Annotated in this window: 10 protein-coding genes and 6 pseudogenes; 5 read left to right on the top strand and 11 right to left on the bottom strand. The window is 70.6% G+C overall.

Features of this window, described 5'->3' with window-relative positions:
* Positions 1-982 precede the first annotated feature (982 nt).
* Positions 983-1,063: pseudogene (locus ACHMXE_RS23275) on the bottom strand (ESPR-type extended signal peptide-containing protein); the annotation flags it as partial.
* A 94-nt stretch (positions 1,064-1,157) separates the two neighbouring features.
* Between ACHMXE_RS23275 and ACHMXE_RS23270 the strand changes: the two are divergent.
* Positions 1,158-1,406 (top strand): hypothetical protein, encoded by a 249-nt coding sequence (locus tag ACHMXE_RS23270; protein WP_395351555.1) that lies wholly within the window; start codon positions 1,158-1,160, stop codon positions 1,404-1,406.
* 33 nt (positions 1,407-1,439) lie between these two features.
* Here ACHMXE_RS23270 and ACHMXE_RS23265 read toward each other — a convergent pair whose 3' ends face one another.
* The 10 genes and pseudogenes from ACHMXE_RS23265 to ACHMXE_RS23220 all read right to left on the bottom strand — a co-directional run.
* Positions 1,440-2,186 carry a response regulator transcription factor gene (locus ACHMXE_RS23265; protein WP_395351553.1) on the bottom strand — a complete coding sequence of 249 codons (747 nt, stop codon included), beginning with the start codon at positions 2,184-2,186 and terminating at the stop codon, positions 1,440-1,442.
* Positions 2,183-3,148 (bottom strand): sensor histidine kinase, encoded by a 966-nt coding sequence (locus tag ACHMXE_RS23260; protein WP_395351551.1) that lies wholly within the window; start codon positions 3,146-3,148, stop codon positions 2,183-2,185. The genes ACHMXE_RS23265 and ACHMXE_RS23260 overlap by 4 nt, the downstream gene beginning before the upstream one ends.
* 96 nt (positions 3,149-3,244) lie before the next feature.
* Positions 3,245-3,799 (bottom strand): hypothetical protein, encoded by a 555-nt coding sequence (locus ACHMXE_RS23255; RefSeq protein ID WP_395351549.1) that lies wholly within the window; start codon positions 3,797-3,799, stop codon positions 3,245-3,247.
* Between the two features lie 2 nt (positions 3,800-3,801).
* On the bottom strand, positions 3,802-4,284 hold the full coding sequence (locus ACHMXE_RS23250) for a 7TM-DISM domain-containing protein (RefSeq protein ID WP_395351547.1): 483 nt from the start codon (positions 4,282-4,284) through the stop codon (positions 3,802-3,804).
* Positions 4,285-4,554: 270 nt separating this feature from the next.
* A complete protein-coding gene (locus ACHMXE_RS23245; RefSeq protein WP_395351545.1) occupies positions 4,555-5,094 on the bottom strand; it encodes an autotransporter domain-containing protein in 540 nt (179 codons plus the stop codon).
* 529 nt (positions 5,095-5,623) lie between these two features.
* Positions 5,624-5,959, bottom strand: a pseudogene (locus ACHMXE_RS23240) (autotransporter outer membrane beta-barrel domain-containing protein); the annotation flags it as partial.
* Between the two features lie 145 nt (positions 5,960-6,104).
* Positions 6,105-9,905: pseudogene (locus ACHMXE_RS23235) on the bottom strand (beta strand repeat-containing protein); the annotation flags it as partial.
* Positions 9,906-10,152: 247 nt separating this feature from the next.
* Positions 10,153-12,186: pseudogene (locus ACHMXE_RS23230) on the bottom strand (beta strand repeat-containing protein); the annotation flags it as partial.
* A gap of 829 nt (positions 12,187-13,015) precedes the next feature.
* Positions 13,016-13,516, bottom strand: a pseudogene (locus ACHMXE_RS23225) (autotransporter outer membrane beta-barrel domain-containing protein); the annotation flags it as partial.
* A gap of 529 nt (positions 13,517-14,045) precedes the next feature.
* Positions 14,046-19,442 (bottom strand): annotated as a pseudogene (locus tag ACHMXE_RS23220) (autotransporter-associated beta strand repeat-containing protein); the annotation flags it as partial.
* A gap of 259 nt (positions 19,443-19,701) precedes the next feature.
* On the opposite strand from ACHMXE_RS23220, the gene ACHMXE_RS23215 reads away from it, so the two are divergent.
* Genes ACHMXE_RS23215 through ACHMXE_RS23200 form a run of 4 tightly spaced genes read left to right on the top strand, consistent with a single transcriptional unit; the run spans position 19,702 to position 23,962 of the window.
* Positions 19,702-20,733, top strand: coding sequence for a Bug family tripartite tricarboxylate transporter substrate binding protein (locus ACHMXE_RS23215; RefSeq protein WP_395351543.1), 1,032 nt, complete (start codon positions 19,702-19,704; stop codon positions 20,731-20,733).
* A 59-nt stretch (positions 20,734-20,792) separates the two neighbouring features.
* Positions 20,793-21,458, top strand: a complete 666-nt coding sequence (locus ACHMXE_RS23210; protein ID WP_203201666.1) for a response regulator — start codon at positions 20,793-20,795, stop codon at positions 21,456-21,458.
* 7 nt (positions 21,459-21,465) lie between these two features.
* Entirely contained in the window at positions 21,466-22,890 is a 1,425-nt protein-coding gene (locus ACHMXE_RS23205) for a sensor histidine kinase (RefSeq protein WP_395351541.1), read from the top strand.
* Positions 22,891-22,927: 37 nt separating this feature from the next.
* Positions 22,928-23,962 (top strand): tripartite tricarboxylate transporter substrate-binding protein, encoded by a 1,035-nt coding sequence (locus ACHMXE_RS23200; RefSeq protein WP_395351539.1) that lies wholly within the window; start codon positions 22,928-22,930, stop codon positions 23,960-23,962.
* Positions 23,963-24,172: the final 210 nt, after the last annotated feature.

Here is a 24,172-nt window from a genome sequence, read left to right as displayed (position 1 = left end):
GCCCGTGAGATTGCCCACGACGGCGTTGCCCGAATCGGTATGCAGCGTGGTGCCCGCCGCGGCCAGGCTCAGCGCGGTGTTGCCACCGAAGCTGCCGCCGGCCGCGAAGCCCAGCGCGCCCGCATTGACGGTCGCGGTGCGCGGTGCCATCGAGCGATTGATCACCCAGTCGCCGCTGTCGTTCTTGATCAGGTCGCCGCCGAAGGTGGTGGTGCCCGTGGCCGCCTGCGAATACAGCTGCGTGCCCGCGCCCAACAGCGTCAGCGTCGACCCGGTCTGGGCGCCGATGCTGAGGTCGCCGGCGATCTGGCTGCCCACACGCAAGGTGACCCGTTGCACCAGGCCGTTTTCGAGGATGGCGCTGCCTTGCAGCAGGCCGCCGTTGTCGAGGGTGAGCGAAGTCGCCTGGCCGTAGATGCTGGCGGCGGCGCCCGAGATGGTGGAGCCCAGCGTGTTGGTGATGCTGGCGCTGCCGCCGCCGAAGCCCAGGCCGAGATAGCCGCCCGTGCTGCTGATGCGGCTGTTGCCGGTGTTGACGATCGTGCCGCCGCCGTAGATCAGGGCACCCGCGACGCCCTCGATGATGCCGCCGTTCGAATTGGTCAGCGTGACCGGTCCGCCCGTCACCTGGATCGCGCGGTCGGTGCTGCGGATGATGCCGCCGTCGTTGTTGATGACCGCGTTGCCGCCGATCACCACGCCCGACGTGCCGCTGATCGTGCCGGTGTTGTTGACCGTGATGTTGGCGCCCGTGTAGATACCCCAGGTGCCGTCGCCGAGCTTGGCGATCGTCGCCGCTGTTGTTGATCGTGCCGCCGTTCGCAACGCCGACCCAGCCCGGCGTGGTGCCCGTGCAGTCGAGCGCGTTGCCCGCGAGCGTGCACACCGCCCAGGCCGTTCCGCTCAGCAGGAAGAGCGGCACGCCCAGCAGCGGCGCCACCAGGCTCGCGCCGGTCAGCGCGCGCCGGCTGCTGCCGCGCTTGCCGCGTGCGCGTGCCGTTTCGCAGACCGCCACCCAGGCTCCGAGCGCTGCGTTCCAGATGGTTTTGTAGACGACATTCATCAACGGTTCTCCGTGGGCCGTGCGCGCAAGGCGCCGAGGCAAAAATCAGATCGGGAGCGGCAGGCAAGGGAGGCGGGTGCCGCGCCGGGAATGGATGAAGAAGCCGGGCACGGCCAATGCAGCCGACGACCGCAGGTCGATGGCTGGCGTGCTTGTTTTCATGGGATCTCCTCCTGCCATGCAGGCGCGAAAGGCGCGATGGCGCGTGCGGCATCACTGCGTTGCCGCTTGGGAGGAAATTCTCAAAGGGCGCTACCTGATTTGCACCTTACTTTTTCTTGCAACGAACGGCGAAAACGCTCCACGGAAAACCGTGGGCTTCGCCGGCAAAGGAAGGCATTGATTCGTGCAGCGCGCGCCGGCGTGCGCGCTGCGCTCACGGGTCGATGCGCGCGTCGGCCTGGAAGCTGTAGCCCTCGCCGCGCACCGCGACGATCGGCAGCTTCTCGCCGCAGGCCTGCTCGGCCTTGCGGCGCAGCCGCGAGACCGTCACATCGAGGTTGCGCTCGTAGGCTTCGAGCCCGGGGCGGCCCATCGCCGCGAGCAGCGCGGCGCGGCCCACCACTTCGCGCGGCTGTTCGATCAGGCACAACAGCAGGCGCGCTTCCGCGCTCGACAACTGCACGCGGTCGCCGGCCGGCGACAGCAGCAGCCAGGTTGTGTCGTGATAGCGCCAGGGCGCGTGCGCAGTAATGTCGCCGGCCTCCGTCGCCGCATGGTGACCGGGTTCGCGCGCGCCCTGCCCCTGCGCTTCCTGGCTGCGCTGCAGCAGGTTGTTGAGCACCATCTCGAGCTCGCGCAGGTTCACCGGCTTGACCAGGTAGTAATCGGCGCCGAGCCCGAGTCCGTGCAGGCGATCGTCGAGCATGCCGCGCGCGGTCAGCATCACGATGCGCATGGCGCTGCGCGAGCGCAGGCGCGCCAGCACGCTGAAGCCATCCTCGCCCGGCAGGTTGACGTCGCACACCACGGCATCGAAGTCCTGCCGCTCGAGTTCCGCATCGAGCATCTCGGCGCTCTCGAGTCCGCGCGCGAGCATGCCGACACCGCGCAGGTAGCGCAACACGGTGTCGCGCAGGTCGTCGTCGTCCTCGATCACCAGCACCCGCGTTGCGACGCTCATCGACAGCCCTCCGCGCTCGGGCATCGGCGGTGCCGATGCGCCTTCCGCCTCGGGCGTTCGCGACGGCTCGGCGCCGCCGAGCAGCGGCAGGCGTCAGGGTCAGCACCGCGCCCTCGCTGGGCGCCGTTCGAGGCGACCACGCTGCCGCCATGGACCGTGGCGATGCGGTGCACCATGTGCAGGCCCAGCCCGATGCCCGGGATGCGCCGCACGCCGGCCGCGCGGTAGAAGCGCTCGAACACATGCGTGAGGTCCTGCGGCATGAAGCCCGGGCCTTCGTCGCACACCTGGATGCAGACGCCCGGTATCGGTCGCCTTCCGGAAAGTCGTCGGAACGGCAGCGCCGGATGCCGGCGCGCACGCGCACCGGCGAATGCGGCCGGCGCGTACTTGATGGCGTTGGTCAACAGGTTGTCCATCGCGATGTGCATCAGCGTCTCGTCCGCGAGCACCGGCAGCGCGTGCGCGTCGAGCTGCAGCGAGATGCGGCCGGCGGCGACGCCTTCGTTGTGCTCCGCGATCTTCTCGCGCAGGAAGACCGCGAGCTCGAGCGGCGCCAGGTGCAGGTTGTTGCTCGAGGCATCGAGCCGATTCGTCGGCCAGCAGGGTGTCGACCAGATCGCGCATGCGATAGACCGTGCGGCTGATCTTCTCGGCCTCCTTCCTGACCTCCTCGCGCGCCAGCGCCGAGCCGGTCGTCCGAGAGGATCTGCGCCGGCGCCGCCGATCGTGCCCAGCGGCGTGCGGAACTCGTGCGACACCATGGCCAGCAGGCCGCGCTGCTCGCGCAGCGCCAGCGCCAGCTGGTCGTGCGTGCGATGGTGCTCCGTGATCTCCTGGCGCAGGTCGCGCGTGCGCTGGTGCACGCGCTGCGCGAGGCGTGCGCGATGCCGCAGCGACAGCGTGAGCGCGCGCCGCTCGCGCTGGCGCACGCGCCAGCCCAGCGCGAAGAAGAAGGCCATGATGTGCAGGATGCTGGCGATCGCGTAGCTGTACTGGGTGGCGTCGGTTGTAGGGCAGCCATTGCAGGTTCTTCGCGAAGTGCACCGCGCCCATCATCAAATAGATCGCATAGCCGACCAGTCCCGGGCCAGGCCTGGATGTTCCGGCGCAGCACGAGGGCGCACATCGGCACGATGCAGGCCGCGAACACCACCCACAGCATGTTCAGAGGCCGCGCCGACGAACCCGTACCCAGCCGGCGATGGCCAATCGCGCAGGCCGCGAAGCAGAGAAACGTCATCACCTGGAACACGCGGTTCATGCGCGGGAACTGCCGGTCCATGTCGAGCAGCACCCGGGCGAATGCGAATGCGGCCGCCGTGTGCAGGCAGACCGAGAAGTTGTGCAAGCGAACCGCGGCCAATGGGGCTGTCCTGCAGCCACAGGGAGGCCGGCATGCCTTCCGAACTCGCGAACAGCAATCCGAGCGTGACGAGGTAGCCCGCGTAGGCGATGAAGCGGCGGTCCGGCAGCGCGATGCCCATCATCAGGCTCACCACGGCCATCAGCAGGGCCATGCCGACGACGCCCGCATCCGCGAAATTGAATTCCTGTTGCACCGCGGCCATCTCGCGCAGCGGCGACACACCCCCCGCGAGGCTCAGCGACACGGTCACCCGCGAGCCGCACCCAGACCCAGCGCGGCTGCGTATCGCGCAGATCGGGCAGGCGCGTCGCCGGGATCGACCAGGGCAGCTCGCGCCTCGAACCCGCGCGCATGCCGCCGAGCGCGCGATGCGTGAAGCCCCCGCTCGCGCCGGCCTCGGCATCGGGCCACCAGACGTCGAGGTAGTCGACATAGGGCGCATTGAGCCGCAGCCACCAGCCGTTCCTCGAGCGGCCGCGCGACCTGTTCGGGCGAGGCCTCGATCCGGAAGCGCACCCACCACGCGCCGCGGGCGTAGCCGCCATTGAAGGCGCCCGGCAGCGTCTCGAATCGCTGCGCGTAGTCGGGCGACGCCACCTGCTCGCGCGTCAGCAGACCGGTCCTGTCGTGATAGGCCTGCAGGTGTCCGTCGAAGTTGCGTTCGCGCATGCTCAACGCGGCGTCGAGCCTCAGCGGCTCCACCTGCGCGCGGCACCTGCGTCTGCGCATGACCAGGCAGCGCCAGCCACGGTCCGTAGCAGGCACATGGCGAGCCATGCCACCAGACGCGTCACGCATGACGCGATGAACAAAGTGGCCGTCCGAGTCCTCGAATTCATGCGGGGCTTCACGCGAAGGGTGTGCACGGTTCCATCGCCGTTTCGCATCGGATTCCGGGGCGCGGCCGCGGAGATTGCATCTTGCTTTTTCTTTCGATCCGCGAGCTGGCGCCAAGCGTCATGCATCGGGGGGGCGCGACCGCCGGCCCTTTGCACGTCGTTACCACTTCACACGCACACCCACCCCTGCATTGACCGAGCTGCCCACGCGCGCCACGCCACCCGAGGCCCACTGCTTGCCGAGTTCGCCATAGAGGCTCGTGCGCTGGCTCAGAGCCAACGTGAACCCTGCTGCCAGCTCGGTGCTCGTGCCGCCGATCGGCGCGCCCACCGGCGTGATCGCCGCCGGGTTGACGAAGCGCGCGATGTCGTTGCCCTTCGAGCTGCGATAGACGTTCAGGCGCGCATACGGCTGCAGCGTGCCCGCGCTCGTCGCGAAGCTGCCCTTGATGCGCACGCCCGCGCGTGCGGTCCAGCTGCTGTCGGCGTCCTGCTGCACCAGCGCACCGGGGATCGCCACGTCGTCCAGGCGCAGGCGCTGATGGATCAGCTGCAGCTGCGGCTCCACCGACCAGCCGCCCGTGCCCAGCGCGAAGGCCTTGCCGACCTCGATCGAGGCCAGGAAGCTGTTGCCCTTGCCCGTCACGCCCGCGCTCAGTTGCGGCTGCACCGTGTAGCGGTGACGGCCGGCCTGCAGCACGGTGTCCGCATAGAAGCCGTCGTCGCTCGTGAAGGTGCCGTAGCAGGCCGAGGTACTGGCTGCGCAGGTCGTTGCGGCCCGCGGCGCCGTTCAGGAGACCGCTGCTGAAGCCGCTGACACGCGTATCGCCTTCGAGCTGGCCGACATAGATGCCCGCGCGCCAGTTCGCATTGGCCCACAGGTCGGTGCCCGCCTGCAGTCCACTCACGCGGCCTTCGGCATGCGGCGAGACGGTGCCGCCCTGGCGGATGTCCATGTCGGTGGAGATCAGACGGCCCCACGCGCGACGGTTGCCGCCGTCGATGCTCGAGCTCGTACCGCCGCTGCCGCGCACGTCGTCGTCGCCGATGCGTTGGCTCAGGCTTGCGAGCATGCCGAGGTTGCTTTGGCGAAGTTGGTTCGGAAGTGCTGCGAAGAGGGAAGCTTCGGCGCGGTAGGTCGGCAGCGAGGCGCCGGGTTCTGCCTCGGTACGCAGGTACCAGTTCTCGCCCTCACCGCCTGCGTCGCCCGCGTACAGGCGGTACTCGTAGGCACCGGCGTCGACGCGGCCGCCCGATAGCACGAAGGCGTCCTTGCTGGTCTGCGCGGTGGTGGTGGCGCCGTTCTTGGCGCTGATCAGCTCGATGCCCGCGCCGCTGGTGCGTGCGCCCAGGCCGCCGAGGTTGGTGACCTGCACCGTCGTCTTGCCACTCGCACTGGCCGATGCACCATCGAGCACCAGGCGGTCTGCGATGCCCGGGTTGTCGAGCTTCGCGCCCAGGCGCAGCACGCCGTTGTTGCCGACGTAGGGGCCGGTCAAGGTCAAGGTCGTGCCTGGGACCGTGCCGAGCAAGGAGACCGTGCCCGCGTTGGTCAGGCCGGCCATCTTCTGACTGAAGCCGCCGAGGTCGAGCGTGGCGCCGCTGGCGACTACAGCGCTCGATGCGGCGCTGAAGGCGTTGGTCGCGCCGGCCTTGAGGGTGCCGCCGGTCACGCGGGTCTCGCCTGCTGTAGTTGGCGGTACCTGAGAGCGTGAGCGTGCCTGCGCCGACCTTGACGAGCGAGCCCGCCGTGCCAGTGATGGCGCCCGAGATCGTGTTGTCCATGCCGAGCGCGCCGGTGGTCAGCGCCTTGGTACCGAGCACCACATCGCCTGCACCGCCAAGCGAGCCGATGCTCGTCCCAGTGGTCGTCAGGTCGATGCGCACCTGGCCCCCCGCTGCATTGGTCACCGTGGCGCCTGCAGCGCTCGCGGTGTCTTGCAGACGCAAGGTGCCCGCATTGGCGATCGCGAGCTTGCCCGCATCGGCCTTGCCGCCGAACTGCAGTGCTGCCCCCGAAGCAATGCTGACCGCGCCTGTTCCCAGTGCGCCCGTGGTGTCGGTCGTCAACGTGCCTGCATCCACCAACGTGCCGCCGCTGTAGCTGTTGGCGCTGCTCAAGGTCAAGGTGCCCGTGCCGATCTTGCGCAGCTTGCCCGTGCCGCTCATCACGCCTGCATAGGTACCGGCCGTCTTGCCTTGGTCGAAGGCCACCTCCGCGTTGTTGACGATATTGCCCTGCAGACTCGTCGCGCTGCCCTGCAGCACACCGCCCTTGACGGTGGTACCCCCGGTGTAGGTATTGGCACCGCCCAGGATCAGTCTGCCGGCATCCTCCTTCGAGATACCGCCCGTACCGCTGAGCGCCACATTGAGCGTGGCCGTCATGGTCGCACCGGCAGCCGTGCCGTCGCCCACGCGGATCACCGAGTTGGCGCTATCCACCACGATGCCGTCACCCTGCACCACATAGCCATCGGTGGCGAACTGCGCACCCGCGATGCGCACCGCGCCGCCGGCCGCATCCACCGTCACGGTGCCAGCCTTACCGCCGAACACCGCGAACTGGTTCTGCGCCCAGTTGCCGTTGAGCTTGCCGTCCATGTCGGCCCAGGCGTCCATCGAGGGCTGCGGGTTGCCCACGCGCCAGGTGCCCGAACCGCCGGCGATCTGGCCGTCGTTGTACTTGGTGCTGTCGCCGCCGTCCCAGAAGTTCAGCGACAGGCCCGCGCGGTTCACCAGGTTGACCTGGTTCGCCACCGAGGTCTGCACCTGCAGGTCGGCCACCTTCGCAGAGCCCGGCACCGTGCCGATGTCCAGACCGTTGTCGGTGAAGCTGCCGCCATAGCTCATGAGCCTGTAGAGGCCGGGTCCGAAGCTGCCGCCCGCCGACTGCGCGATGTTCAGCGTGCCGTCGAGGTTCAGGTTGCCCGTCACGTTGATCAGGTCGTTGAGCGCGCCGCCAGGAACGCCGGCCTGGCCCAACTCGTAGTTGAGCGTGGAGCCGCCCGCGAGCGTGAGCGCACCAAGCGTCAACGTGCCCGGGCTGTTGCCCGCCGCGAGGATGCCGCCCTTGTCGATGGTGACCGCGCCAGCGATGCTGCCGCTGCCCGCGAGCGTCGCGCCCGCCTGCACCTGCACGGCACCCGTACCCGTCGCGCTGCCGCTCTTGTTGTTCACGCTCAGCGTGCCAGCGCCCACCGTGGTGCCGCCCGTATAGGTGTTGGCGCCCGTGAGCGTCAGCGTGCCAGCGCCCACCTTGACGACCGATCCGCCATTGCCGCTGATCGTGCCCGACAGCGTGGCGCTGTCGCCGCTCGCGCCCAGCGTGAGCGCCTTGGCGCCGAGCACGAACTCGCCCGCGCCGCTGAGCGAGCCGAAGCTCACGCCCGTGGTCGACTGGTCGATGCGCACCTGCGCGCCGGCCTGGTTGAGCACCGTGGCCTTGTCGGCCGTCGCGTCGTCCGCGAAGGCCAGCACACCGCCCGCGGCATTCGTGATCGTCGACGTGCCCGCGCTCGCCTTGTCCTGGAAGCGCACCGTGCCCTGGTTGCCGATGGCCGTGGTGCCGGCATCGAAGCCGCCACCCAGTTGCAGCGTGCCGCCCGAGGCGACGCTCGCCGCGCCGCTGCCGAGGGCGCCGGTCACGTCGGTGGCCAGTGTGCCGGCATCGACGAAGGTTCCGCCTGCGTAGCTGTTCGCGCTGGTCAGTGTCAGCGTGCCCGCACCGATCTTGCGCAGCTTGCCGCTGCCGCTCATGGTGCCCGCGTAGCTGCCGGTCTTGGCCTGGTCGAACACGACTTCCGCATCGTTGACGATGCCGCCTTGCAGGCTCGCGGTGTTGCCTTGCAGCACGCCGGCCTTCACGGTCGTGCCGCCCGTGTAGGTGTTGGTGCCGCCGAGGATCAGGCGGCCCACGTCGTCCTTTACCAAGCCGCCCGCGCCGGTCAACGCCACATTCACGCTTGCGCTGCGCGTGGTATCGGTACCCGATCCATCGCCCACACGCACCACCGTGCCCGAAGCGCCGAGCTCGATTGCATCGCCCTGCAGCACATAGCCATCGGCCGCGAACTGCGCGCCGTTGATGCGCACCGTACCGCCCGCGTTGCTGACCGTGACCGTGCCACCCGTGCCGCTGAACACCGCGAACTGGTCCTGTGCCCAGGCCGCGTTGATCTTGCCGTCCGCACCGGTCCAACCATCTCCGGGGACGCCCACGCGCCACGTGCCAGTGCCGCCCGCGATCTTGCCGTCGTTGTACTTGGTGTTGTCGCCACCATCCCAGAAGTTCAGCGACAGGCCCGTGCGGTTCACCAGATTGACCTGCTTGGCCACCGAGGTCTGCACCTGCAGGTCCTTGGCCGCGATCGGCGCGCTGCCGATGTCCAGGCCGTTGTCGGTCAGGCTGCCGGTGTAGTCGATCAGGCGATAGATGCCCGCGCCGAACACGCCGCCCTTCGATTGCGCCACGTTGAGCGTGCCGTCGAGCTGCAGGTTGCCGTTGACCTGCACGCGGTCGTTGAGCGCGCCACCGACGGTGTTGGCCTGGCCCAGGTCGTAGTTGAGGACCGCGCCTTCGGCGAGGTTCAGGCCGCCGAGCGTCAGCGTGCCGACGCCGCCGTTGCCCGCCGACAGGATGCCGCCCTTGGCGATGCTGACCGCGCCTGCGACGCTGCCATTGCCTGCGAGCGTTGCGCCGGACTGAACTTGCACGCCGCCAGTTCCTGTTGCGCTACCGCTCGCGTTGTTCACGGCGAGCGTGCCCGCGGCGATGGTGGTGCCGCCGGTATAGGTGTTCGCCCCGCTCAATTCGAGCGTTCCACTGCCCACCTTGACGAGCGAACCGCCCGCGCCACTGATCGTGCCCGACACTGTCGTGCTGGTGTTCAGCCCACCCGTGGTCAGCGCCTTCGCCCCCAGCTGCACGTTGCCCGCGCCTTCGAGCGAGCCGATGCCCACGCCCGCCGTGGCGAGCTTGCTGATACGCAGCAGCGCACCCGCGTTGTTCACCACCGTCGCCTGGTCCGCGCTCACGCGGTCGTACATGTCGATCAGGCCGCCGCTCTCGTTGACGAAGCGCGCCTGTCCGGCGCTCGCATCGTCGAGCAGGTTGATCTGTCCGCCATCGAAGTTGGTGATCTGCGCCTTGCCTGCGTTCGCGTTGAACCACAGGGTGGTGATGCCGCCGCGGTTCTCGATCACGGCATTGCCCGCGCTCGAGCTGTCGCGGAACTCGACCGTGGCGTCCTTGTTCGCCGTGATGGTCGCGCTGCCGGCCGAGCTGCTGTCGCTGAAGGCCAGGAAGCCGCCGTTGTCGGTCGGCGCACTGCCGCGCTGTGCCAAGGTGATCGCGAGCTTGCCCGCGTCGGCCTTGTTGGTGAAGGCCAGCGAGGCATTGCCCGCGACCGACACCGGCCCCGTGCCCAGCGCGCCCGTGACCAGCGCCTGCAGCGAACCCGCCGCGACTTCGGTGCCGCCCGCGTAGCCGTTGGCCGCGCCGAGTTGCAGGGTGCCCGCGCCGGTCTTGCGCAGGCCGCCCGCGCCGCTGACCGCGCCATTGAGCGCGACGGTGCGGCTCAGGTCGATGTCGAAGGTGTTGGCACCCGCGCCCCAGGCTCACGGCACGCGTGCTCGTGGTATCGCCGGTCACGTGCAAGGTGGTGCCCTCGAGCGCGAGGCCACCGGTGGCCGCGCCGAGGTTGGCGTCCGATGCGATCTGCAGGATGCCGCCCTTGACGGTGGTGCCGCCGCTGTAGCTGTTGCTGCCCTCGAGCACCAGCGTGCCCAGGTCTTCCTTGACCAGGCCGCCCGTGCCGGTGAGTGCCGAGGCGATGGTCGCGGTCATGCCCGCGCTGGCCGCGGTGCCGTCGCCCACGCGCACGGTGGTGGCCGCGTTGCCGAGTAGGAGCGCGTCGCCCTGCACGCGGTAGCCGTCGGTGGCGAACTGCGCGCCGGCGATGCGCACGGTGCCGTTGCCGCCGTCCACGCTGACGATGCTGGCAGTGCCGCTGAAGACGGCGAACTGGTCCTGCACCCAGGCGGCGTTGATCTTGCCGTCGGCGCCGGTCCAGCCGTCGCCCGGCACGCCCACGCGCCAGGTGCCGCTGCCGACGGCGATCTGGCCGTCGTTGTACTTGCTAGGGTCGCCGCCGTCCCAGAAGTTCAGCGACAGGCCCGCGCGGTTGACCAGGTTGACCTGCTTGGCCACCGAGGTCTGCACCTGCAGGTCGGTCTTGGCGCCCGGCGCGGTGCCGATGTCCAGGCCGGCGTCGATCAGGCCGCCGGTGTAGCTGATGAGCCGGTACAGGCCCGCGCCGAAGCTGCCGCCCGTGGACTGCGCCACGTTGAGCGTGCCGTCCAGGCGCAGGTCGCCGTTGACGTTGACGAGGTCGTTGAGCGGACCGCCCACGGTGTTGGCCTGGCCGAGCTGGTAGTTGAGCACCGCGCCGTCGGCGAGGCTCAGGCCGCCCACCGTCAGCGTGCCGGGACCACCATTGCCGGTCGACAGCACGCCGCCCTTGGCGATGCTCACCGCGCCCGTGATGCTGCCGCTGCCCGCGAGCGTCGCGCCGCCCTGGATCTGTACCGCGCCCGTGCCGGTCGCGCTGCCGCTGGCGTTGTTCACGGCGAGCGTGCCCGCCGCCACCGTCGTGCCACCGGTGTAGGTGTTGGCGCCGCTCAGCGTGAGCGTGCCGCTGCCGACCTTGACGATCGAGCCGCCTACGCCCGGGCCGGGTACCCCGAAGGCACCACCCTTGTCGCTGACCGTGCCGGAGATGGCATCGCTGGTGCCGAGGCCGCCGAGCGTGAGTCGCGTGGCGCCAAGCACCACGCCACCGGCGCCCGAGAGCGAGCCCAGTTCGACACCGGTCTTGGCGATCGAGCCCGACACGTCGACCACGCCGCCCGCGGCGTTGGAGATCGACCCACCCGCGCCCGAGGCACTTTCAGCGAAGTAGACGAGGCCGCCCTTCGCGTTGCTGATCTTCGCGCTGCCGACGCTGGACGTGCCCAGGAAGCTCAGGGCGCTGTTGGCGCCATTGGCGATGGTTGCGCTGGCCGCGGTCGAGGCCTGCTGGAAGTAGACCGAGCCGCCCTGGTTGAAGATGGTGGCCGTGCCGGCGCTCGTGTTCTCGCCGAACAGCAGGTAGTTCGCCACTGGCGACTTCCAGTCCGAGCCATTGACCGTGATGGTCGCGTTGCCAGCGGTCGAGTTCGCGCTGAAGCTCAGGCGGTTGTTGCTGTCGGCCGTGCCGGCGCGCGCGATGGTGTAGCTGTTGCCGCCGGCGCTGGCGCTGGCCGAGTTGTAGAAGTACACCCACGTGTCGCTGCCCTGCTGCTGCACCGCGCCGCTGCCGAAGGCCCCGCTCGCGCCGACGCCGATGCTCGCGCCACCCTGCACCACGGTGCCCCCGCTGTAGCTGTTGGCCGCCACCAGGCCGAGGTTGCCGCCCTTGCCCGTGACGGTCAGCAGGCCGTTGCCGCTGATAGGACCGCCGAGGCCGAAGAGGCTGTTGCCCAGGTCGATGGTGCCGCCGCCCGCGCCCAGCACGAGCGCGCGCGAAGCGAAAGACGGCGCGGAGCCGGCCGCGATGCGCAAGGTGCCGCCGTCGATCGCGAGCCCCGTGCCGAAGGCGCCGAGGTTGTTGTCGGCGGAGATCTGCAGGATGCCGCCCTTGATGGTGGTGCCGCCCGTGTAGCTGTTGCTGCCGGTGAGCACCAGCGTGCCGCCATCGTCCTTGACCAGCCCGCCCGCGCCGCCGATGGCCGCGTTGATGGTCGCGGTCATGCCCGCGCTGGCACCGGTACCGTCGCCCACGCGCACCACCGTCTGCGGGGCGCTGATCGTGAGCGGGTCGCCGTTGATCGTGTAGCCGTCGACCGCGAACTGCGCGCCGCCCAGGCGCACCGGCCCGAACCCGCCCTTGTTGTCCACCGTGACGGTGCCGGCCTGGCCGCTGAAGATCGCGAAGCCGTCCTGCACCCCAGGTGCCGTTGGCCAGGCCGTTGGCGTCGGTCCAGTTGTCGCCGGGCACGCCTGCGCGCCAGGTACCCGAGCCGCCGGCGATCTTGCCGTCGTTGAAGTTGGCGCTGTTGCCGCCGTCCCAGAGGTTGAGCACCAGGCCATCGCTGTTGAGCAGGTTGACCTGGTTCGCGACCGAGGTCTGCACGGCGAGCTTGCCCGTGGGCGCGCTGCCGATGTCCAGGCCGTTGTCGGTCAGCGTCCCCGTGTAGTTGATGAGGCGGTACAGGCCCGCTCCGAACTTGCCGCCGGCGGTCTCGCTCACGTTGAGCGTGCCGTCGAGCTGCAGGTTGCCGTTGACGTTGATCAGGTCGTTGAGCGCACCGCCGGCCACGCCGGCCTGGCCCAGGTCGTAGTTGAGCGTGGAGCCGGCCGCGAGGCTCAGGCCACCGAGCGTGAGCGTGCCCACGCTGCCGACGCCGGCGCTGCCCGCCGACAAGGTGCCGCCCTTGGCCACCGTGACCGCGCCCGCGACCTTGCCGCTGCCCACCAGCGTGGCGCCCGCCTGCACCTGCACGGCGCCCGTGCCGGTCGCGCTGCCGCTCGCGTTGTTCGCGGCGAGCGTGCCGGCCGCGACGGTGGTGCCACCGGTGTAGGTGTTGGCGCCGCTCAGCGTGAGCGTGCCGCTGCCGACCTTGACGATGGAGCCGCCCGTGCCCGATCCCGGTTGCACGAACACGCTGCCCTTGTCGCTGACGGCGCCCGAGATGGCATCGCTGGTGTTCAGCCCGCCCACGGTGAGCCGCGTGGCGCCGAGAACGACACCGCCCGCGCCCGAGAGCGAACCGAGTTCGACACCGGTCTTGGCGGTCGAGCCCGACACGTCGACCACGCCGCCCGCGGCGTTGCCGACCGTGGCACCCGCGCCCGAACTGCTGTCGGCGAAGCGCACCAGGCCGCCGAAGGCATTGCTGATCTGCGCGCTGCCCGCCGTGGCGGTGCCGCCGAAGCCCAGCAGGCTCTTGCCGCCGTTGGCGATCGTCGCCGACCCGGCGCTGGCGTTCTCGAAGAAGCTGATCGCCCCGCCGGCATTCGTGATGTTCGACGTGCCCGCGCTGGTGTTGCCGCTGAACTGCACCGAGTTCGCGCCGAGCATCTGCCAGGTCGCGCCATTGAGCGTGATCTTCGAGCTGGCGGCGGTGGCGTTCTGCGAGAACAGCAGCATGTTGCCGGCGTCCGCGCTCGCGGCGCGGCCCACGGTGTAGTCGTTGCCGCCGGCGCTCGCCTTGTCGGTGTACAGCAGCAGCGTGCCGTTGCCCTGCTGGCGCACCGCGCCGCTGCCGAGCACGCCGCTCACGGTGGTGGTGATGCTCGCGCCGTCCTGCAGCAGCGTGCCGCCGCTGTAGCTGTTGGCCGTCACCAGGCCCAGGGTGCCGCCCTTGCCCGTGACGGTCAGCAGGCCGTTGCCACTGATGAGGCCGCCCACGCCGAAGAGGCCGTTGCCCAGGTCGATGGTGCCGCCGCCCCGCGCCGAGCGCGAGCGCACGCATGCTGAAGAACGGCGCGGAACCGGCCGCGATGCGCAGGGTGCCGCCGTCGATCGCGAGCCCCGTGCCGAAGGCGCCGAGGTTGTTGTCGGCGGCGATCTGCAGGATGCCGCCCTTGATGGTCGTGCCGCCGGTGTAGCCGTTGTTGCCGGTCAGTACCAGCGTGCCGCCATCGTCCTTCACCAGTCCGCCGCTGCCGCTGATGGCCGCGTTGATGGTCGCGGTCATGCCCGCGCTGGCGCCGGTGCCGTCGCCCACGCGCACCACCGTCTGGGGTGCGCTGATCGTGAGCGCGTCGCCGTTGATCGTGTAGCCGTCGACCGCGAACTGCGCGCCGCCGATGCGCACCGCACCACCCGTGCCCTTGTTGTCCACCGTGACCGTGCCGGCCTGGCCGCTGAAGATGGCGACGCCATCCTGCTGCCAGCCGCCATTGAGCTGGCCGTCGATGCCGGTCCAGCTCGCGGTCGAGCCGCCCGCGCGCCAGGTGCCGCTGCCGCCCGCGACCTTGCCGTCGTTGAAGTTCGCCGGGTCGCTGCCGTCCCACAAGGTGAGCGTCACGCCTTCGCTGTTGACCAGGTTGACCTGCTTCGCGATCGCGGTCTGCACCTGCAGGTTCTTCGCGGCGGTCGGCGCGGTGCCGATGTCCAGGCCGTTGTCGGTCAGCGTGCCGGTGTAGTCGATGAGGCGATAGAGGCCGACGCCGAACTTGCCGCCCGCGGATTGCGCGATGTTGAGCGTGCCGTCGAGCTGCAGGTTGCCGTTGACGCTGATCAGGTCGTTGAGCGCGCCGCCCGCCACGCCGGCCTGGCCGAGCTCGTAGTTCAGCACCGAGCCGGCTGCGAGGCTCAGGCCGCCCAGCGTGAGCGTGCCGACGCCGCCGTTGCCCGCGGACAGCACGCCACCCTTGGCGACCGTGACCGAACCCGCGATGCTGCCGGTGCCCGCGAGCGTGGCGCCCGACTGCACCTGCACGCTGCCCGTGCCGGTTGCGCTGCCGCTCGTGTTGTTCGCGGCGAGGGTGCCTCCCGCCACCGTGGTGCCACCGGTGTAGGTGTTGGCACCGCTGAGTTCGAGCGTGCCGCTGCCCACCTTGACGACCGAGCCACCAGTGCCGCTGATCGTGCCCGACACCGTCGTGCTCGTGTTCAAGCCGCCCGTGGTCAGCGCCTTCGCGCCGAGGAACACGTCACCCGCGCCTTCGAGCGAACCGATGCCCACGCCCGCATTCGTGAGGCTGATGATGCGCAGTTTCCCGCCCGCGCCGTTCACCACCGTCGCCTGGTCCGCGCTCACGCGGTCTGCCAGGTTGATCACACCGCCGCTCTCGTTGACCAGGCGTGCCTGGCCCGCGCTCGCGTCGTCGAGCAGGTCGATGCGACCGCCCGCGAAGTTCGTGATCTGCGCCTTGCCGCCCTCCGCGTTGAACCACAGCGTGGTCGAGCCGCCGCGGTTCTCGATCACCGAACTGCCCGCGCTCGAGGTGTCGCGGAACTCGACCGAGGCCCCCTGGTTCGCCGTGATGCTCGCATTGCCGGCCGAGCTGCTGTCGCGGAACGCGAGGAAGCCGCCGTTGTCGGTCGGCGCGCCACCGCGCGCGGCCACCGTGATCGCGAGCTTGCCCGCGTCGGCCGTGTTGGCGAAGGCCAGCGAAGCATTGTTCGCCACCGACACGGGGCCCGTACCCAGCGCGTCCGTGACCAGGGCCTCGACCGAGCCCGCGGCGATGTCGGTGCCGCCCACGTAGGCGTTGGCCGCGCCGAGCTGCAGGGTGCCGGCGCCGGTCTTGCGCAGGCTGCCCGCGCCACTGACCGTGCCGTCCAGCGCAAGGGAGCTGTCGATGTCGAAAGTGTTGACGCCCGCGCCCAGGCTCACGGCGCGCTTGCTCGCGGTGTCGCCCGTCACGTGCAGGGTGGCGCCTTCGAGCGCGAGGTCGCCCCCGACCGCGCCGAGGTTGGCATCCGACGCGATCTGCAGGATGCCGCCCTTGATGGTGGTGCCGCCGCTGTAGCTGTTGCTGCCGTCGAGCACCAGCGTGCCGAAGTCGTCCTTGACCAGGCCACCGGTGCCGGCGATTTCGGAAGCGATGGTCGCGGTCATGCCCGCGCTCGCGGCGGTGCCGTCGCCCACGCGCACCACCGTGGCCGGCGCGCCGATGGTGAGCGCATCGCCGTTGACCGTGTAGCCGTCGACCGCGAACTGCGCGCCGCCGATGCGCAGCGGGTTCGCGCCGCCCTGGGTGTCGACCGAGACGATGCCGGCCTGGCCGCTGAAGATGGCGACGCCGTCCTGCTGCCAGCCCGCGTTGAGCTTGCCGTCGACGCCGGTCCAGCTCGCGGTCGAGCCGCCCGCGCGCCAGGTGCCGCCGCCGCCCGCGATCTTGCCGTCGTTGAAGTTCGCCGGGTCGCTGCCGTCCCACAAGGTGAGCGTCGCGCCGTCGAGGTTCACGAGGTTGACCTGGTTCGCGATCGCGGTCTGCACCTGCAGGTTCTTCGCGTCGGTCGGCGCGCTGCCGATCTCCAGGCCGTTGTCGATCAGCGAGCCGGTGTAGTCGATGAGGCGATAGAGGCCGGCGCCGAACTTGCCACCCTGCGACTGCGTCACGTTGAGCGTGCCGTCGAGCTGCAGGTTGCCGTTGACGCTGATCAGGTCGTTGAGCGCGCCGCCCGCCGTGCCGGCCTGGCCGAGCTCGAAGTTCAGCACCGAGCCGGCCGCGAGGTTCAGGCCGCCGACGGTCAGCGTGCCCGCGCCGCCGGCGCCCGGCGAAAGAATGCCCTCGCCCACGCTCACCGTGCCCGCGATGCTGCCGCTGCCGCCGAGCGTTGCGCCGCCCTGCACCTGCACCGCGCCGCTGCCGGTGGCGCTGCCGCTGGTGTTGGCGACGATCAGCGTGGTGCCGGTGACGGTCGTGCCGCCACCGTAGGTGTTGGCACCGGTCAGCCCCACCGCGCCCGTGCCGGACAGCGCGAGCGCGCCGTCGCCGTCGATCGTGCCGGCCAGCGTCAGCGGGTTGCTGCCGTCCACGCCGAGCGTCGTGCCGGCGCCCAGGCTCAGCTTGTTGTTCACCCCGATGTTCGCCACGCCGCTGCGCAGGATCGCATCGCCGGTCACCGAAAGCTTGCCGCCTCCCAGCGCAAGGCTGTCGCCGAGGCTCAGCGTGCCGCTGTTGAGCGTGGTGCCGCCGGTGAAGCCGTTGTTCCTGCCGAGCGTCAGGGTGCCGGTGCCGCTGTACGAGAGGCCGCCGGCGCCCGTGATCTGGCCGCCGAGCGCGATGTCGTTCGCGCCGTTGATCTCCAGGTTGGCGTTGAGCAGCACCGCGTTGCCGAGATTCACGGCCGCGCTCGCGTCGAGCGCGGCCATGCCGCTCACCGTCAGATCGCCGCCGCCGAGCGCGGTGTCGGTGCCCACGCGCAGCGCGCCGGATTCCAGGTTCACGCCGCCCGAGAAGCTGTTGGCGCCGCCGAGCGTGAGCAGGCCGGTGCCGTTCTTCGTCAAGGCGCGCAGGCCGCTGATGGTGCCGTTGAGCGCGAGGTCGCTGGCGCCGCCGACGGTGAGCGCCGCATTGAGGCGGAAGTCGTTGGCGAGGCTCACCGCCTGGTTCGACGCGAGCGAGCTCGGGCCGCTGACCGTGACGCCGGCCTGGCCCAGCGCCTGGTCGTTGCCCACGGTGAGCGTGCCGGCGCCGAGGTTGAAGCCACCGGTGAAGGTGTTGGCGCCGTTGAGCCTGACGCCCGGCGCGCCGGCCAGGCTGATGCCGCCGGCGCCGCTGATCGTGCCGTTGAGCGTGAGCACGCCGCCGCTGCCGCCCGCGCCGAAGTTCAGCGTGTTGTTGAGCACCACGTTGTTGGCGAGTGCCACGCCATTCACGCCGGTCAGCACGGAGGCGCCGTTGATGGTGAGGTCGCCCGTGCCGAGCGCCGTGTTGCTGCCCACGTCCAGCCGGCCGCCGCCCATCGTCGTGCCGCCGCCATAGGTATTGCTGGCGGCCAGTGCAAGGTTGCCGTTCGACGTCAGGCTGCCGCCCCCCGAGATGGGTGCGCCGAAGGTCAGCGTGCCGGTCCCGTCGAGCGTCAGCGCGCCGTTGAGTTGCACCTGGTTGATGAGCGTGCCGGTGAAGAAGGTATTGAGAGCGACGTTGCCGCCCACCAGGAACAGGCCGGAGCCGAGCGCACTCGCGTTGCCCAGCGTCACGCCGCCGCCGTTGAGCGCGAAACCGCCGCTGAAGTTGTTGAAGCCGTTCAGCGTGAGCGTGCCGGTGCCGTACTTGACGAGGCCGGCGCCGCCGCTGACGGTGCCGTTCAGCGTGAGGCTGTTGGCGCCCTGCACGATCAGGCCGCTGTTGAGGTTCACGTTCTGCGCCAACGCGAGGCCATCCACCGAGGCCTGCATCGCGCCGCCGCTGCCGGTCAGCGTGCCGGTACCGAAGGACAGCGCGTTGTCGAAGATCGCGGTACCGCCGTTGAGCACGGCGCTGCCGCTGACGACCGGGCCCTGCAGGGTCCAGGTCCCGCTGTTGACCAGCAGGTTCTCGAAGTTGAGGTACTGGGTCGAAGAGATCGTGCCGATGCCGCCGTTGCCCGAGCCCGGGCTGTTGACGGTGTTCTGCAGCACCAGCGTGTCGGTGCCGCCCAAGCCCGCGTCGACCGTGCCGCTGGCGGCGTAGCTCAGCGAGTTCTTCGCATCGGTCGGAATCGTGATGCCGGGCAGCGCCACCGCGCCAGGGTTGACGCTCGAACCGGTGACCGCGATGAAGGTGTCGTCGCGTTCGCCGCTGCCGAGCGCGACGCTGCCGTTGATGGTGCCCGCATTGACGAAGCGGTGGCCGCCGGTGGTCGGGCTCTGGAACGCGACCCGGCCCGTGATGGTGCCGGTGTTCGTGAAGTTGACATTGCCGCCACCGTAGATGCCGACCGCAATGCCCTGGATCGCATCGAAGGACCCGAGCGAGGCCAACCCGATCGCGCCCGCATTGGTGATGGTGCTCGTGCCCGCATTGCCGATCAGCATGGCGGCGCCGCCCAGGCTGAAGGTCCCGTCGAAGGTGCCCTCGATGCTGCCCTGGTTGTTGACCGCCAGCGCGCCACTGCCGGGCGCGAAGAGGTTGCCGATGCTCAGCGCGCGCGCCAGCACCAGCGAGCCCGCGGCATTGGCGTCGATCGCCCCCAGGTTGGTGAGCGTGACGCCGGTGCCGCCCAGGTTCATCGCCGTGCCGCCGGGCAGCGTGCTCATGACCGCGCCCGCCTGCACCGTGAGGTTCAGGTTGTTCGCGTTGCTCAGAAAGCTGTTGGGGTTCGGCGGCAGCAGGATCGGCGCGCCCGTGCAACTGACGGTGGCGCCGTCGACCGGAGCGCCCGGCGCGCAGGCAGCCCAGGCCGCCCCACCACCGAACTGCAGCGCCGCGAACAGCGCGAGCGCCGGCAGCGCCCCGACCTTCGTCGCCGTGCCGCTGCCCTTCCCGCAGCTCTTCGCCAGTTCAGATGCGACGCGGAAGCGGCCAAGCCGACGGTCGAAGATCACGCGGTAGATGTGGTTCACAGGTCTCGCCTCCGTTGTTTGTTAACTATTGTTAACCCTGCGGTGAATTTGTCACCCTGCAGTTCGAAGGATTTCCAGAACGCGGGGAAGGAAGTGTTTGGGGGGCACAACGTTCCACATACCGCGCAAACGGAATTGAGTCAGTAAGAACTACATGCCAACCCGCCGCCCCGACCATCGGTCCACGGCACTGACAGCATTCCGACAGCCAGCCCGAGGCACCATGCGGCCTTCTGAAAAAACCACGGAGACAAGACCGATGCGCCTCGAACTTCCCCACCAGCTGGGTTCGCCCACCCGCCGCCAATGGTTGCGATCCGGGCTGCAGTCGGGCAGCGCGCTCGCGCTCGGCGGCCTGCTGCCGGGCTTCGCCGGCATCGCCCGCGCCGACGACACCTGGCCCAACAAGGCGGTGCGCTTCGTCGTGCCCTTCGCGCCGGGCGGCAGCTCGGAGATCGTGGCGCGCTCGACCGCGGTCGAGCTCTCGCGCACGCTGGGCCAGAACGTGTTCGTCGACAACAAGCCCGGCGCGGCCGGCAACATCGCCATGAGCGAGGTGGCGCGCAGCACCGACCAGCACACGCTGATCCTCGGCCACATCGGCACCCTGGCGGTCAACCCGTACATCTTCGCCAAGCTGCCCTACGACGCGAACAAGGACTTCAAGCCCGTGAGCCTGCTGGCCAAGGTGCCCAGCCTCTACGTGGTGCATCCCGACGTGCCCGCGAAGAACCTCAGGGAGTTCATCGCCTATGCCAAGAGCAAGCCCGGCAAGCTCAGCTACGGCTCGGCCGGCAACGGCAGCGCGGGCCACCTCGCCTTCGAATATTTGAAGATGACCTCCGAGGTCTTCATGCTGCACGTGCCCTACCGCGGCACCGGCCCGATGGTGACCGACCTGCTCTCGGGCCGACTCGATGCCTCGGCCATCGGCGCGGCCGCGGTCATTCCCTTCATCAAGGCCGGCAAGGTGCGTTGCATCGCCACCGGCTCGGCCAGGCGGCTGGCCCAGCTGCCCGACGTGCCGACCGTGGCCGAGCAGGGCTTCCCGGGCTTCGAGATGACGCAGTGGTACGGCATGCTCGCGCCCGCCAGCATCACGCCGGCCCAGCTCGCCAAGCTCTCGGCCGAGACCATGAACGCGGTCAAGGCGCCCGAGTCGATGCGCCGCCTCACGGGCGACGCGGCCGAGGCCGTCGGGGGAACGCCCGAGCAGTTCGCGCAGTTCATCGCGAGCGAGCAGGGGCGCTGGCAGAAGGTGATCGCGCGGGCGGGCATCAAGCCCGATTGAGCGCGGACCTGCGGGAAAGCCGCCTGGGCGGCGGCACCGCCGCGCCCTACAGTCGCCCCATGCGCATCCTGCTGGCCGAAGACGAACACACCCTGGGAACCTGGCTCAGCAAGGCGCTCGAGCATGCGGGCATCCAGGTCGAGTGGGTGGACGACGGCCGGCTGGCCGACCGCGCGCTGCAGCAGCGCGACCACGATGCGCTGGTGCTCGACCTCGGCCTGCCCGGGCTCGACGGCCACGCGGTGCTGCAGCGGCTGCGCGAACGCGACCAGCGGCTGCCCGCGCTGATCCTCACAGCGCGCGACTCGCTCGACGAGCGCGTGAGCGCGCTCAATGCCGGCGCCGACGACTTCCTCGCCAAGCCCTTCGCGCTGGCCGAGCTCGAGGCCCGGCTGCATGCGCTGGTGCGCCGCGCGCGCGGCGTCGAGCATCCGCGGCTGGCCTGCGGGCCGCTGGTGTACGACGGCGCGCGGCGGCAGTTCACGCTGGCCGGCGAGGCGCTCGCGCTGTCGCCGCGCGAGCTCGCGGTGCTGCGCGTGCTGGTGCAGCGCAGCGGCGAGCCGCTGTCGAAGCAGCAGATCCTCGAGCGCGTGTTCTCCGACGACGAGGAGGTCCATCCCGAGGCCGTCGAGGTGCTGGTCTACCGGCTGCGCAAGCGGCTGGACGGCCGCGGCGTGCGCATCGTCACGCTGCGCGGCCTGGGCTACGTGCTCGAGGCGGACTGAAGGCGGCATGGTGCGTCGCTCGGTCGCCTGGCTGCGCCGCGCCAGCCTCTGGCAGCGGCTCGCGCTGCTGCTGCTGCCCGCGCTGGTCGTCGTCACCGGCATCGAGCTGTGGCGCACGCGGCACGATGCGCTCGAATCGGCCAACGCGGCCTACGACCGCTCGCTGCTCGGCGCGCTCAAGTCCATCGACGCCAACATCTCGACCGCCTCGGGCGGGCTCTCGGTCGAGCTGCCCTACACCATGTTCGAGTTCTTCGAACTCACGGCCAGCGGCCAGGTGTTCTTTCGCGTCGCCACCTCCGACGGGCTGGTGGAGCTCGGCAGCGCCGACCTGCCCGCGCCGCCCGCCTCGCTCGCGCTCGGCGTGCCGGCCTTCTACGACGCCGAGTACTTCGGCGAGGCCGTGCGGCTCGCGGCCTACCGGCGCGAGCTCGACCGCGCGCCCGCCGGCAGCGCCGGGCGCAGCGTGCTGATCCAGGTCGGCGAGAGCACGCGCTCGCGCCAGGCCTTCAGCGCGCGCTTCGTGCGCAGCGCGGCGCTGCGCGATGCGCTGGTGCTCGCGCTGCTGGTGTTCGGCACCGGTGCCGCGCTGGCGGCGGCGCTGCGGCCGCTGTCGCGCCTCGCGCGCGAGGTCGAGGCACGCAAGCCCGACGACCTCACGCGCATCGCCGACGCCGACCTGCCCGCAGACGTGCGGCCGCTGGTGGCCGCGGTCAACCGCCAGATGTCGCGCACGCAGGACCTGGTGGCGCAGCAGCGGCAGTTCCTCGACGATGCCTCGCACCAGCTGCGCACCCACCTGACCACCCTGCAGATGCAGGCCGACTACGCGCAGCGCCAGCACGATCCGCTGCAGGTGCGCGCCGCGCTCGACGCGCTCGGCACCGAGATCGGCCGCGCCACGCGCAGCGCGCAGCAGCTGCTGGCGCTGGGCCGCAGCGACACCGTGGCCGTGGCGCCGGCCGCGTTCGAACTCGCCGGGCTGCTGCGCGAGGTCGCCGTCGACCTGCTGCCGCGGGCGCGCGCCAAGCGCATCGACCTCGGCATCCATGCGCCCGAGGAGACCGCGGAGCCTGCGCTCCTCGCGGTGGCCGACCGCGCGCTGCTGCGCGAGGCGCTCACCAACCTTGTCGCCAACGCGATCGCCTACACGCCGGACGCGGGCACCATCACCGTGTTCGCGGCCGGCGACGCGGCCGGCTGGAGCCTCAATGTCGAGGACGACGGCCCCGGCCTCGGCGAGGAGGAGCGCGCCCAGCTCGGCCAGCGCTTCCGACGCGGCGCGCGCGCCGGCAAGGGCGGCTTCGGGCTCGGCCTGGCCATCGCGCGCTCGATCGCGCAGCGCCACGGCGGCGAATTGCGGCTCGAGGTGCGCGAAGGCGGCAGCGGGCTGCATGCCATCATCTGGTGGCCGCGACCCGGCAGCGCCTGAGCGCGTTGCCGCCGCCTCGCATCGCCCTCCCTTCGCCATGCCGACCCGCACCGCCCCTCCTCGACGCCAGGCCCTGCGCGCACTCTCGGCGCTGCTGCTGCCCGCCGGCATCGCGCGTGCCTTCGCCGCGCCGCAGCTCGATCCGGCCGATCCGTCGCAGGCCGCGGCCGAATGCATCATTCCCGCCAAGGCCGGCGGCGGCTTCGCCCTCACCTGCGCGCTCGCGCGCGACGCGCTGCAGGCCGTGCGCCCCGCGCGCGCGCCGCTCGCGCAGCGCTTCCTGCCGGGCGGCATCGGCGCCGTCGCCTTCGACCGCATCGCCACCGGCCGCCTCGGCGGCCCGGGCACGCTGGTCGCGTTCTCGAGCGGTTCGCTGCTCAACCTCGCGCAGGGCCGCTTCGGCCCGCATCCGACCAGCGCCGTGCGCTGGGTCGCCGCGCTCGGCACCGACTATGGCGTGGTCGTGGTGCACCGCGATTCGCCCTACCGCAGCCTGCGCGAGCTGATGGCCGCGCTGCGCCAGTCGCCGTCGCGCATCGTGTTCGGCGCCGGCGGCACCGTCGGCAGCCAGGACTGGGTGAAGGCCGCGCTGCTCGTGCGCGCCGCCGGCGGCGACCACCGCGCGATGCGCTTCGTCTCCTTCGAGGGCGGCGGCGATGCGCTCGGCGCGCTGCAGGGCCGGCATGTCGACGTGTTCGCGGGCGACGCCGCCGAGGCGCTGCAGGCCATGGCCGGCGGCACCGCCGTGCGCCTGCTCGCCGTGCTGTCGGAAGCGCGGCTCGGCGGCGCGCTCGCGGGCGTGCCGACCGCGCGCGAACAGGGCGTGGACCTCGTGTGGCCCACCGTGCGCGGCCTCTACATCAGCGCCGACGTGCCCGACGCCGCGCTGCGCGCCTGGACCGCCGCTTTCGAGGAGGCCATGGCCGCGTCCGGCTATGCTGCGCTGCGCGAGCGGCATGGGCTCTATCCCTTCGCGCTCACGGGGCCCGCGCTCGATGCCTATGTGCGGGAACGCATCCAGCTTTATCGGCAGCAGGCCGAGGCGTTGGGGCTGCGGCGGTGGAATCCTTGATGCAGAACCGGCCCTCGAGGGGGCCTACTTGCCCTTCTTCCTTGCCTTCGAGATGACGAGCAGCAGCACGAACAGCGCCCCCGTGACAATCGAGATGATGGTCAGCCAATCGATGGTGGTGTCGAGGTCCATGGTGTTCCTTCCTTTGCCGCGAAGTCTGGCGCGAGGGAAGTGCCGCGTCGATCCACCGAAGGCGATACATCCTTCGAA

Origin of the sequence: Variovorax sp. UC122_21, from assembly GCF_044056785.1 — a bacterium.
Lineage (GTDB): Bacteria > Pseudomonadota > Gammaproteobacteria > Burkholderiales > Burkholderiaceae_C > Variovorax.
The sequence above is the reverse complement of the archived record's forward strand: the minus strand, read 5'-3'. Positions and strand labels throughout refer to the sequence as shown.

Excerpts from the sequence above, each read along its gene's own strand:
- ACHMXE_RS23270 (WP_395351555.1), top strand. The coding sequence starts at position 1,158 with ATGAAGAAGCCGGGCACGGCCAATGCAGCCGACGACCGCAGGTCGATG.
- ACHMXE_RS23210 (WP_203201666.1), top strand. The coding sequence starts at position 20,793 with ATGCGCATCCTGCTGGCCGAAGACGAACACACCCTGGGAACCTGGCTC.
- ACHMXE_RS23205 (WP_395351541.1), top strand. The coding sequence starts at position 21,466 with ATGGTGCGTCGCTCGGTCGCCTGGCTGCGCCGCGCCAGCCTCTGGCAG.
- ACHMXE_RS23260 (WP_395351551.1), bottom strand. The coding sequence starts at position 3,148 with ATGGCCTTCTTCTTCGCGCTGGGCTGGCGCGTGCGCCAGCGCGAGCGG.
- ACHMXE_RS23200 (WP_395351539.1), top strand. The coding sequence starts at position 22,928 with ATGCCGACCCGCACCGCCCCTCCTCGACGCCAGGCCCTGCGCGCACTC.
- ACHMXE_RS23265 (WP_395351553.1), bottom strand. The coding sequence starts at position 2,186 with ATGAGCGTCGCAACGCGGGTGCTGGTGATCGAGGACGACGACGACCTG.
- ACHMXE_RS23250 (WP_395351547.1), bottom strand. The coding sequence starts at position 4,284 with ATGCGCAGACGCAGGTGCCGCGCGCAGGTGGAGCCGCTGAGGCTCGAC.
- ACHMXE_RS23215 (WP_395351543.1), top strand. The coding sequence starts at position 19,702 with ATGCGCCTCGAACTTCCCCACCAGCTGGGTTCGCCCACCCGCCGCCAA.